General features: G+C 68.7%; 10 protein-coding genes. 6 read left to right on the top strand and 4 right to left on the bottom strand.

From position 1 onward, the window contains the following. Positions 1 to 90 precede the first annotated feature (90 nt). Positions 91 to 1575 (top strand): IMP dehydrogenase, encoded by a 1485-nt coding sequence (gene guaB / locus VFQ05_11265; GenBank protein ID HET9327345.1) that lies wholly within the window; start codon positions 91 to 93, stop codon positions 1573 to 1575. Between the two features lie 195 nt (positions 1576 to 1770). Here the strand turns inward: guaB and VFQ05_11270 are convergent, their stop codons facing one another. After that, positions 1771 to 2538: a hypothetical protein gene (locus VFQ05_11270; GenBank protein ID HET9327346.1), complete on the bottom strand. Its 768-nt coding sequence runs from the start codon at positions 2536 to 2538 to the stop codon at positions 1771 to 1773. A gap of 527 nt (positions 2539 to 3065) precedes the next feature. Here VFQ05_11270 and VFQ05_11275 point away from each other — a divergent pair. The 3 genes from VFQ05_11275 to VFQ05_11285 are packed head-to-tail and all read left to right on the top strand — an operon-like array spanning position 3066 to position 7263. Next, a complete protein-coding gene (locus tag VFQ05_11275) occupies positions 3066 to 4517 on the top strand; it encodes a hypothetical protein (GenBank protein HET9327347.1) in 1452 nt (483 codons plus the stop codon). Continuing rightward, complete coding sequence (locus tag VFQ05_11280) at positions 4514 to 5785, top strand: response regulator (GenBank protein ID HET9327348.1); 1272 nt, start codon at positions 4514 to 4516, stop codon at positions 5783 to 5785. The genes VFQ05_11275 and VFQ05_11280 overlap by 4 nt, the downstream gene beginning before the upstream one ends. After that, complete coding sequence (locus VFQ05_11285; protein HET9327349.1) at positions 5782 to 7263, top strand: response regulator; 1482 nt, start codon at positions 5782 to 5784, stop codon at positions 7261 to 7263. Before VFQ05_11280 ends, VFQ05_11285 begins: the two co-directional genes overlap by 4 nt. Here VFQ05_11285 and VFQ05_11290 read toward each other — a convergent pair. From VFQ05_11290 to VFQ05_11300, 3 genes are read right to left on the bottom strand one after another with little or no spacing between them, the layout of a single operon-like run. Further along, positions 7238 to 7825 (bottom strand): LemA family protein, encoded by a 588-nt coding sequence (locus tag VFQ05_11290; GenBank protein ID HET9327350.1) that lies wholly within the window; start codon positions 7823 to 7825, stop codon positions 7238 to 7240. The genes VFQ05_11285 and VFQ05_11290 overlap by 26 nt on opposite strands. A 43-nt stretch (positions 7826 to 7868) precedes the next feature. Beyond that, positions 7869 to 8729 (bottom strand): TPM domain-containing protein, encoded by an 861-nt coding sequence (locus tag VFQ05_11295; GenBank protein ID HET9327351.1) that lies wholly within the window; start codon positions 8727 to 8729, stop codon positions 7869 to 7871. After that, positions 8726 to 9481 carry a hypothetical protein gene (locus tag VFQ05_11300; protein HET9327352.1) on the bottom strand — a complete coding sequence of 252 codons (756 nt, stop codon included), beginning with the start codon at positions 9479 to 9481 and terminating at the stop codon, positions 8726 to 8728. Before VFQ05_11300 ends, VFQ05_11295 begins: the two co-directional genes overlap by 4 nt. Positions 9482 to 9626: 145 nt before the next feature. On the opposite strand from VFQ05_11300, the gene mscL reads away from it, so the two are divergent. After that, positions 9627 to 10031, top strand: coding sequence for a large conductance mechanosensitive channel protein MscL (mscL, locus tag VFQ05_11305; protein HET9327353.1), 405 nt, complete (start codon positions 9627 to 9629; stop codon positions 10029 to 10031). Further along, the coding region (locus VFQ05_11310) for an FAD-dependent oxidoreductase (protein ID HET9327354.1) at positions 10028 to 11334 on the top strand (1307 nt) is incomplete at its 3' end. The genes mscL and VFQ05_11310, both read left to right, overlap by 4 nt.

Raw genomic sequence — 11334 nt, forward strand, 5'->3', positions numbered from 1 at the left:
CGCGCGATTTCGGGAGGTGAGCGCAAGGTGAGCCAGCACGTCGCGTGGGCGGAAAAGATCGAGGACGCCGCCGCACGCCTGCCGGAGCGCGTGCGCTGGAACGAGAAGGTCGGCCCCGAGGCGCTCACGTTCGACGACGTGCTCCTCGTTCCTCGCCTCTCCGAGGTTCACCCCCGCGAGGTCGAGACTCGCTCGCGCTTCTCGCGGCGCATCCCCATCAACATCCCGATCGTCAGCGCCGCCATGGACACGGTGACCGAATCGGAGCTGGCCATCGCGCTCGCCCGTGAAGGCGGCCTCGGAGTCATCCACAAGAACATGACGATCTCCGAGCAGGTGTCGCAGGTCGACCGCGTCAAGCGCTCCGAGAGCGGCATGATCACCGATCCGGTGACGCTCCCTCCCGAAGCGACGCTCGGCGACGCGCACGCCATCATGGCGCGCTTCCACATTTCCGGCGTGCCGATCACCGAGAACGGAAGACTGATCGGCATCCTCACCAACCGCGACCTGCGCTTCGAAGACCGCATGGATCGCCGCGTGTCGGAGGTGATGACGCGCGACAAGCTGGTGACGACGCCGGTCGGCACCACGCTCGAGCAGGCGCGGCTCATCCTGCAGCGCAACCGGATCGAGAAGCTGCCGGTCGTCGACGAAGCCGGAAACCTGCGCGGGTTGATCACGGTCAAGGACATCGAGAAGCGCGTGAAGCACCCGGAAGCATGCAAGGACGAGCTCGGACGCCTGCGGGTGGCGGGCGCCGTCGGTGCGGGGGGCGACGCCATGGAGCGCGCCACCGAGCTGGTGAAGGCGGGCGCCGACGCCCTGGTGGTGGACAGCGCGCACGCCCATTCGAGCGGCGTCATGCAAATGACCGAGCGAATTCGCGAACGCTTCGCCGATGTGGACCTGGTGGTGGGCAATGTCGGCACCTACGACGGGGCCAAGGCGATCGCAGCCCTCGGCGTCGACGGCATCAAGGTGGGCATGGGCCCGGGCGCCATCTGCACCACGCGAGTCGTCACCGGAGCGGGCATGGCCCAGGTGACGGCGATCCTCGAGGCGGCGCGCGCGCTCGAAGGGACGGAGATCCCATTGATCGCGGACGGGGGCATCAAGTACAGCGGCGACGTCGTGAAGGCGCTGGCCTCCGGCGGCCACTCGGTGATGATCGGCAGCTTGTTCGCGGGCACCGAGGAGAGCCCGGGCGAAGTGGTGCTCCTCGAAGGACGCTCCTACAAGGTTTATCGGGGGATGGGATCACTCTCCGCCATGGCCGCGGGCAGGGGCAGCCGCGAGCGCTACTTCCAGGAAGCGGCCGAAGGGCTGGCGAAGCTGGTTCCCGAGGGCATCGAAGGCCGGGTGCCGTTCAAGGGACCGCTGGCCCACACGGTCTTCCAGATGGTGGGCGGGCTGAGAGCCGGGATGGGTTACTGCGGCGTGCGCTCGATCGAGGAGCTGCGGACGCTGACCCGCTTCGTTCGCGTGAGCGCCGCCGGCCTGCGCGAGAGCCATCCTCACGACATCACGATCACCTCGGAAGCCCCCAACTACGAGATCCCCCGCCGCTCGTAGCCGCCCAGCGAGGGGAGCGCGCCGGAGCAGGATGCGGAGGCGACGCGAGTCCGAAACGGAACCGTGCGCTTGGGGTGCGCTTCGGGAGCTGGAAACGAGCGCGGCCCGGCCTCTCAGGACCGGGCCCGTCGCTCGGGTGAGAGGCTCTCGGCCTCTCGATGCCAGACGTGCTCGGCTCGGACGTCCGGCGGAAGCTCAGCGCTTCGGCAGCTCGAACTTGAACGAGGGGTTGAGCTGCTTGATCTCGCTCACCACCCGCTCGAGGCTCTCCTCGGTCTCTGGGCTCGGCTGTGACTTCCAGACCGTGTAGAGCTCCAGCAGCTCGTCCTGCTTGAGGCGAAGCATCTCCTGCTTCGTGTCCTCGTTGACCGAGCGCTCCAGGTGGTAGACCTCGCCAGCCGACAGGCGGGTCATCAAGTCGAGATACTCGCCCCGCATGTGGGAGAGGATCTTGATGTACTTGTCGAAGCCGACAGACAGCTTTTCCAGCACGTCCGCCACGCCCTGGTTCTTGCGGTGGACCTGCTGCGCGTAAGAGTACGCGAAGTGGTAGTAGGTCTTGCCCCGGCCAATGTAGGCCTCTTCGGCAGGCTGGACCACCTTCGCCCGCGAGCCCGCCGGCACCATCGGGTTGTCGAAGATGCCGATCGAGATCAACAGGAAGTCGGCATTCGTCTTGTAAATGAGGTACTTGAGCCGGGAGTCCGTCGAATTGGACAGCCGGCGAAAGACGTCGGTGTCGTACTTCGACAGGAACCGCTTGGACTGCTCCACGTACTCCGGGTTGATGAACGAATGGAGCAGGTGGGCGAGGTAGACGTTGACGTCCTCGTCATAGAAGTCCTGGTTCGAAACCAGGCCCGTCTCCATCCGGCTATAGAGGAGACAGTTGATCATGAAGTAATAGGTCGGCTGGAGATTCCGATCCGTTTCCTTCAGGTCGACATAGTGACGCGGATTCATCGTTCGCCTTCCTCGGCGGTCAAGCCGTCAGCTCTCGAACAAGAAGGATTCGCATCCTTCGTGCCATGCGTCGCGACCCATGGACGGGAGCTGAATCCCGCGTCACGAGCGATTCCGAACGATGGATTGGAAGCCACGCAGCCACCTTCACTTCGCGTCGGAAGGCCCAGGAGCCGGGGCCATTTCCCCCGGCTAATCGTTCAGGAATGAGATGGTTGGATAGGTCGAGAAAGTGTCTCGTCCGGTCCACTGTGTGCGCCGCTTTTCGCAATGGATTTGTCACCCATGAAAAGGTTTTGATACCTCGCGGCGGCCAAACTCGACGCCTGCCAGCGCGTTAGAATCGGTGCGCGAAATCGCACGGCGATTTGCGTCACGCAACCCGATGACGTGGCGAGAGGACCGCGAGCCTGGCGAGCGCCAGGGCTTGAAGTCGGCGGGGACACTGCCGAAGCAGGGTATGGCTCTTGCAGTTGCGCGGATCGGGATCCCGCGCTTCACACCCATTGTCGGGCGACCACACACCCATGACCGACCACCCACCCGACCGGAGCACGGTTCCCGCGCGAGCGCGCCCGTTTTCCACGCTCCGGCTCCGTATCTGGATCGCGTGCCTCGTAGGCGCTCTGGTCGCCGCTGTCGGCATTGGACTGGTCGTCAGTCTCCAGATCGGACCCGAAACCAATCTGGATGCGGTCGTCTCGGGACTCTCGGTCATTGCCGGCGCAGCGGTGGTCGCCGGAGCCGCGATGGCCTTCTGGCTGGATCGCGGGATCGTCGTCCGAGCCAGAGGACTCGCCGCAGTGGTGGCGCGGCGCGAGGCCGCAGCCCCGGGCGGTCTTGGGGCGGTATCCGGCTGGGGAGAGCTTGCGGACCTCTCGGCGCAGATCGATGAGCTGCTCGTCCGCCATCGCCAGACCGAGACCGCGGCGGAAGAGCTGGGCACGCTTCGCGACCAGCTCATGGCGGTCCGGCAATCCCTCGAGCGCTGGAGCACCGAGGAGCGATGGATGGAGCTTCGCGCCGAAGGCGGTCCCGTCGGGCCGGTCGTCGAGGCCCTGAATCGAGGCCTTCGCCGCTGGGACGAGGTGCGGGAGCAGAACCTCGAAGCGGCGCGGCAGGTGGCGTCGGAAATGGAGCGTGCTCTCGACGCGGCGCGCGACTCCGCCGAGCAGGCCGAGCGCGGCTTCGTGGAAGCCACGGCGCTGCTCACCACGGTCCGCGAGCTTCAGCGGCTCAGCCTGGAGCTGGCGCAGACCGTGGTGGGATCCGCGGCTCCGGGGGACTTCCAGGCGGCGATGGCGGCCTCGGCTCGGGAGGCGATCGAAGCCCTGGTGGAAGGCTCGAGCCGCACGGTGGAGCACCTCGGTCGCGGCCTCGGCCGGGTGGAGGAGATCGCGAGCCAGGTGCCGGTGCTGGCCAACCGGGCCACGCTCATCGCGCTCAACAGCACGCTCGATCCAGCCAGCGGCAAGGCCGAGCGCGCCGACGAGACGCGCCGGCTGGTCATGGACATCCGCGCGGTCGTCGCCCGTGCGTCGAAGCTCACGCTGGACGTCGAGCGCGATGTCGCCGCGGCTTCGAGCGAGATGCAGTCCGTGCGCGAGCGGGTGGCCGGGAAGCTCGACGAGATCCAGGCGCCGCCTTCCTCGCCGCGCGCGCTCGAGGACGTGTCGAGGCTGCTCGACCGCATCCGGGAGATGATCCAGGACGCCACCCGCAAGGGAGAGCGGCTGTCGGCGACCGGCGAACGCGCGTCGCGCGCCGCCGAGAGCCTGATGCGGACGCTCGAGACCGACGCGCGCGAGATGACCGGCCTGATCGCCCGGCTGGCCCCTCCCGCGCCCTCGTCCTCCGCGCCATCGGAAAGCAGCGATCCTGGCCGCGCCGCCCGCCTGCGGCTGCTGAGCCAGGAGCGCGGGCTACCGGATCGCGGCAGCGAACGGCGTACGCCCGGAACCGGAGAGGAGCCACGGTGAACCCGAACGAGCCCACCGCCGAGCTTCACAGCGATTCGGGGAACGGATCGGTGTCGGCTGCCGAGGCGCTCGCTGGATTGCCGATCTCGGGCGTGCAACGACTCGCCGCCGTTCGTCTCACCGGCGTGGTCGCCGCGACCTCGAGGGCGGCGATCGATATGGCGCTCGGTGAGCACCCTCCCCGGCGGCCGCTCGCCGCGTCCTGGGACGACGGCGCGCTCGAGGTCACGCTGCCCGAGGTGCGGCTCGACCACCTGACGGCGGCGGCCTCGCTGCTCGAGACCGTCGAAGGAAGCCTGGGGGCCGCGCGCGAGAGCCGCTCGTTCGTGCTGCGCGTGCCGGTGGCTTCCGCGCGCGCGATGTACCTGATGCTCGAGCAAGGCACGTTGGGTCTCGCCATTCCGTGGCACTCGGTGATCCGGATCCGGCTGATCGAGCCTTCAGCTCTGGAAGCATTGGCGCGGCGGGAAGGCTGCCCCGTGCTGAACCCCTTCGTCACCGTGCCGTCCTCGAGTCTGGAGCGCCCCGCCGTGCTGGTCGCGCTCGGTCTGCGGCGCGCCTTCGTGGTCGCGGACCGGCTGGTGTGGCGCATGCCCGCCGAGCCCACCGAAGAGTCAGGCGCCGCGCCAGGAGCGAGCCTGGGACCGGCGGTGCGCAACGCCGATGGTGAAGTGTTCTGGGTGGTCGATCCGGCGCGTCTCCTCAAGGGAGTCGAGCCGACGCCCATGCCGGCGCCCTCGCCGCCGCTCGCTCCGCGCCCGTCACCCTCTTCCGCGCCCGAGGAGAGCTCCGTCCAGCGGCCGGAGCCGGTTTCCAGGGCGCCCGAGCCGGCCTTGATCGAGCTCCGTCCCGAAGACGTCGAGCCGCTGCGTGATCCCGAGCCTGCGCCACCGCCGCGGATGTCCTTGCGTGCCAGCCGGCGCGCGCTGGTCGTCGAGGATTCGATCGTCGGCCGGATCTTCCTCCAGCGTCTGCTCGAGGCGCAGGGCTTCAGCGTGGAATCAGCCTCGAGCGCGTCTGAGCTTCGCCACGCCATGGGGCCCGGCCGCTGGGACGTGCTGTTCGTCGATGTCGCCTTGCCCGATTCACCCCGGGGCGACCACCTGCGCGAGCTCGCGGCCATGAACGCGGTCGCCCTCGTGCGCGACGCGCACGACGAGAAGGTCGCGACGCTGGCCGGCATTCGCCTCGCGCTGCGCAAGCCTTTCGAGCGCGGCGATCTCCTGCGGGTGGTCGAGGCGCTGGGCCTTCAAGGAGAAACGGCGTGAGCCTGGCCGGCGTTCCCGAGACTTCCACACCCGCATCCATCCTGGTGGTCGACGATGACCGCCGCGTGGTCGAGCTGCTGACCATCGCGCTCAACGCCTACGGCTTCCGTGTGCTCCAGGCGAGCGACGGGGAAGAGGCGCTGCGGCTGGCTTCGCGGGAGCGCCCCGATCTCGTGGTGCTCGACGTGCGCCTGCCCAAGCGCAGCGGATACGAGGTGTGCGAGGTGCTCCGGCAGGACCCGGAGGATCCTCAGCTCCCGATCATCATGGTGTCGGCGGCGGCGGAAACCGAAGCCCGGCTCCAGGGATTGTCGCGTGGCGCCGACGACTACGTGGCGAAGCCCTTCTCGCCCAAGGAGCTCATCGCCCGCATCCGGCGCCTGCTGGCGCGCTCGGCCGAATCGCGTGAAGCGCGGCGCAGGAGTCGCGCCGCCGAGCACGAGCTCGGTCAGGCCAGGGAGGAGGCTCGCCGCAGCCACGCGGAGCTTCTGGATCAGCAACGGATGCGCGATCTCGCCGACCAGTTCGCGAGCGACTTCCATGCCTCGCTGGACAGCGATGCCCTGACCCGACGACTCCTGATCGAGACCCAGGCCCAGCTCGGGGCGGGCATGGTGGCGCTGCTCGAAGCCGATGAAGCCGGTGGCGCGCTGCGCGCTCGCGCCGTGCGCGGTGACGGGGCAAGCCGCATCGAGCCGCTCTCGCTCGAGCCGCAGAGCGAGCTGCTGGCGCTCCTCGCGGGGCTCGGCCGTCCGGTTCGCCGGCGTGACCTCGATCGTTTCCCCGAGCTCCAGGCCGAGCTGCGAGCGTTCGTCGCGGCCGGCATCGCGGTCATCGCCCCCCTGCGTGGACCGGAAGGACTGATGGGCCTGATCGTCGCCGACGAGCGCATCGACGGCGCCGAGGTGGGCGCCCCGCGGCTCGAAGCCATGGACGTGTTGTGTCACACGGCTTCGCTGGCCTTGCGCAACGCGGCTCGCTCCGCGCGTCAGGCCGAAGCGCTGCTGGAGGCGCTCGACGCGCTGGCTGGACGCGAGTCGGACCCGGCACGGAACACCGCCGGTGAAGAGGCGGTTCTTCGGCTGGAGCCCAGCACGGCGGCGCTTCCTTCCGCGGTGCGGCGCGACGTCGAGCGTGCCGTCCGGATGGCCGAGTGGAGCGCCGGCGAGAGCGGGTCCCGAGCGCTGGCCGGCATGGCGGAGCGCGACGCCAGCGGCCGGGTGTCACGCTTCGCCCGGCTGATCACGATCGCGCGCGATCTCGAGGCGACCAACGCCTTCGAACCGGAGCCCTACTTCGACGCCTCGGTGGCCATCGTGCGCTGGGGCCTGGCGTACGTCGAGCACCGCGTCCGTGGTCTGGCGGCCGACGCCGCGCACGAGCGCGCGTCTGCCGCCGCCGATCACCCCGTGCTCGACCCGCTCGGGGGGCCCGCGCGGCGCGCGCGGCGCCCTACTTCTTCTCCCCGACCCCGCTGAAGTCGACGCGCGGCACGGCGCGAGCGCCCTCCGGAATCTGATAGTAGGTGGCCTGCTTGAAGTTCAGCACCCCTGCGTAGACATTCGTGGGGAAACGCTGAACCATGATGTTGTAATCCTGGACTTGCTGGTTATAGCGCATGCGCTCCGTGGCCAGCCGGTTCTCGGTTCCCGCCAGCTCGTCCATCAGCTGACGAAAGAGATCGCTGCTCCGCAGCTGAGGGTAGTTCTCCACCACCACCAGCAGCCGTCCGAGCGCCGAATCCATCGCGCGGCCGGCTTCGACCTGCTGCTCGGGTGTGCGCGCCCCCGCCATTTGGGCTCTCGCGTTCGCAATTTCTCCGAACACGGCGAGTTCCTGGTTGGCCACGCCGCGGACCGTCTCGACGAGATTGGTGATCAGGTCGTTGCGACGCTGAAGTTGATTGTCGACTTGCGACCAGCGCTGCTCGACCGTCTCACGGGAAGTCACCAGCCGGTTGTAAGCGCCGCAGCCCTGCCCGACCAGGCCGAGAAGCACCACCACCACCACGACTGCGACGATCAGGCCTCCTCGTTTCATGAACCCATGCTCCTTTCAGGCCGGCCCCGACACCGCCGGCCGATCACAGACGCCCACCCCCGCCCCCGCCTCCGCTCGCTCCGCCGCCAAAGCCCCCGAACGAGCCACCACCTCCGAAACCGCCGCCGCCAAAGCCGCCACCACCGAATCCCCCGCCCCAGCCGCCCATCCCGCCGCCCCAGTAGGGCCCCCAGAATCCGCGCCGCCGCATGCGCCGTCTCTGGCTCAACGAGGCCGCGAACAGCGCCAGCACGATCATCCAGATGAAGAACGACAGCACGGTGGCGCGCTGCCGGCGCGTGGTGCCTTGGCGATAACGAAGCTCCTGGCCGTTCCAGGTCAGCGTGACGCCTTTGTCGCTGGCGATCCGCGCGGCCGCAGCCTTCACGCCGGCAACGATGCATCCATCGTAGTCGCCGGCGCGAAACCGCGGAGACATCTCCTCGCGGACGATGCGAGCTTCCAGACCGTCGGGGAGGATGCCTTCCAGGCCGTAGCCGGTCTCGAACCACGCCTCGCGCTCCTCGATCGCGAGCAGCAGGAGAAGTCCGTTGTCCTCGCCCTTCTTTCCAAGGCCCCAGGTCTCGAAGACCTTCACCTTGTACTCGGCCGGCGAGAGCGGAGCCGTGGAGCGCACGGTCAGCACCGCGAACTCGGCGCCGGTTTTTTGGCGCAGCTGATCGAGGAACGACTCGAGCTGCGCCACGGTGGACTCCTGGAGCACGCCGGCGCGATCGTTCACGAATCCTGCCGGCCGGCCGATCTCGGGTTCTTTGAAGGACGCCGAGTCCTGGGCCCATGCCGGATTCGCGAAGTGTTCGGGAGCGCTCCAATCGATGACGGCCAGCGCCCCGGCGAGCGCGAGTGCCCAGGTCAGGCGCGCCGCGGCGCGCCCGGCTCTCATGTCACGGGCATGCCGTCGATGACGCTCACGAGCCGCTCGATCTCCGCGAGGAACTTGCGGTAGAGCGGAAGCAGCTCGTGGCCCCGGTAGCGGCGCGGGTTGGAGCGGACCAGGTAGATCCCGAGGAGGCCCTCGGCGTTCAGATGATGGACGTCCGCCACCCGCTCGATCACCTGCGCGGTGTCGGCGGGAGGCGCTTCGCCGGCCAGGCGCAACAAGGTGCGGAACAAGGTCGCGAACCCGCTGGAGGTCGTGCGCAGCACCGCTTCCAGCCGGTCGGGCTTCGCCGCCGAGAGCACGTAGCTCTGGCGCAGCAGGATCAGCTTGGCGCGCAGCTCGTGCTCGCATTGCAGCCTCAGATACGTGCGCGGTACCTGAAGGTTGCCGAGCACGTCCTGGCCTTCGATCAGCAGGTGCTGCTCCTGGATCTCGACCCACTCGATCGGGAAGCTGTCCAACGACTTCTCGATCTGCCGCTGGGTCATGAACAGCGGAGCGAAGCGGGGCGGCTTCTTGCCGGCGGGCAGAGCCCGGGCCAGGGCGTCGAGCGTCTCGGGGGCCAGGAGGCGGGCGACGATCAGCGCGTTGATCTCCGAGCGCACTGGATCGAAGCCCTGAGTGAGCACGCTGCCGGTCAGATAGGCGGCGAGGAAGTCGCGATCGAGCGCGGTGCGCACCGGCTCGAGCCACTTGCGACTCGCCGCCAGCACGTCCTGCGCGGGCTCGATCCGGGACAGCGTGCGCGCCTCCATGGGTCAGACGCTAGAAGCCCGCATCCTGCGCGTCAAGACGAGCGCGAGCCGCCTTTGCCGGAGGGGCGCGTGCTAGAGTCCGCCGGCCGTGGGGGAGAGACCCGGCAGACGACCCGTGGCGCACGACCTCAACGCGGAGGGCGTCATGCTCGAAGACTTCAAGAAATTCCTGCTCCAGACCAACGCTCTGGCGCTGGCGGTCGGCGTGGTCATCGGCGCGGCAGTCGGCAAGGTGGTGTCGTCGATCGTCAGCGACCTGCTCATGCCGGTCATCGGCCTGGCGATGCCGGGGGGCACATGGCGCGAGATGAGCTTCGTGCTGAGCCGCAAGCCCGACGGCTCGCCGGCCAACGCCATCACCTACGGCGCTTTCCTCGGCAACGTGCTCGACTTCATCATCGTCGCCATGGCGGTGTTCGTCATCACCAAGGCGCTGCTGAAGCCTCCGCCCGCAAGTGCGCCGAACACCAAGGAATGTCCCGAGTGCAAGGAGATCATTCCGGTCGCCGCGCGTAAGTGTCGCGCGTGCGCGAGTCCGCAGCCCGCTTGACGCGCGTCGCAATCATCGGCTCGGGCCCCGCGGCCTTCTACGCGGCGGAAGCCCTGCTCAAGCAGGAGGGCGTCCAGGTGGACATGCTCGAGCGGCTGCCGACTCCGTACGGCCTGGTGCGCGGCGGCGTGGCGCCCGATCACCAGAAGATCAAGTCGGTGATCGCGATCTACGAGAAGATCGCGACGAATCCGCGCTTCCGCTACTTCGGCAACGTGGAGTACGGCCGCGACGTGAAGCGCGCCGACCTGGAGTCGCACTTCCACGCCATCCTCTACGCCACCGGCGCCCAGACCGACCGGCGCCTCGGCATTCCCGGCGAGGACCTGGCGGGCAGTCACTCGGCCACCGAGTTCGTCGCCTGGTACAACGCCCACCCCGACTTTCGCGATCGCGAGTTCGATCTGTCGGTCGAGCGCGCGGCGGTGATCGGCATGGGGAACGTGGCGGTCGACGTCGCGCGCATCCTGTGCCTCACGCCCCGGCAGCTCGCCGAGACGGACATGGCGGACGAAGCGATCGAGGCGCTGTCGAAGAGCAAGGTGCGCGAGGTGTACATGCTGGGCCGCCGCGGCGTGGTCCAGGCCGCCTTCACCACCGTCGAGGTCAAGGAGCTTGGCGAGCTGGAGGACGCGGACGTGATCGTCGATGCCGACGAGTGCGCGCTGGATGCCGCGAGCGCCGGCGAGCTGGCGTCCGGACGAGCGACCATGAAGGCCAAGGTCGACATCGTGCAGGGCTTCTCGAAGAAGCCTGCCTCCGGCAAGCACCGGCGACTCCACATCCGGTTCTGCGTCTCTCCGCTCGAGATCCTCGGCGATGCGAATGGAAAGGTGCGCGCGCTCAAGCTCGCCAGGAATCGTCTGGTCAAGGACGAGACCGGCGTCCGAGCCGAGCCGACCGGCGAGGAGTTCGAGCTCGAGGTCGGGCTGGTCTTCCGCTCGGTCGGCTACAAGGGCGTGCCGCTGCCCGAGCTGCCGTTCGACGACCGGCGCGGCACGATGCCGCACGAGAAAGGCCGTGTGCTGAATGCGGTGAACGGCGCCCAGCTCCAGGGCCACTACGTGACCGGGTGGATCAAGCGGGGTCCCTCCGGCGTGATCGGCAACAACAAAGCCGATTCGGTCGAGACCGTGAACGCGCTGGTCGAGGACGCCGCGGCCCGTAAGCTGCTGGCGCCGGCCTCGCCCGACCCTGCCGCGTTCGAGACGCTGCTGCGGGAACGGCAGCCCCGGCTCGTGACCTTCGCCGACTGGCGCGCGCTCGACAAGATCGAGGTGGAGCGCGGCGCGCCGCAGGGCCG

Source organism: Candidatus Eisenbacteria bacterium, from assembly GCA_035712145.1.
Lineage (GTDB): Bacteria > Eisenbacteria > RBG-16-71-46 > RBG-16-71-46 > RBG-16-71-46 > DASTBI01.

Bases quoted from the DNA above. Each gene is read 5' to 3' on its own strand.
- VFQ05_11290 (HET9327350.1), bottom strand. From the start codon at position 7,825: ATGAAACGAGGAGGCCTGATCGTCGCAGTCGTGGTGGTGGTGGTGCTT.
- VFQ05_11295 (HET9327351.1), bottom strand. From the start codon at position 8,729: ATGAGAGCCGGGCGCGCCGCGGCGCGCCTGACCTGGGCACTCGCGCTC.
- mscL (HET9327353.1), top strand. From the start codon at position 9,627: ATGCTCGAAGACTTCAAGAAATTCCTGCTCCAGACCAACGCTCTGGCG.
- VFQ05_11300 (HET9327352.1), bottom strand. From the start codon at position 9,481: ATGGAGGCGCGCACGCTGTCCCGGATCGAGCCCGCGCAGGACGTGCTG.
- VFQ05_11270 (HET9327346.1), bottom strand. From the start codon at position 2,538: ATGAATCCGCGTCACTATGTCGACCTGAAGGAAACGGATCGGAATCTC.
- VFQ05_11275 (HET9327347.1), top strand. From the start codon at position 3,066: ATGACCGACCACCCACCCGACCGGAGCACGGTTCCCGCGCGAGCGCGC.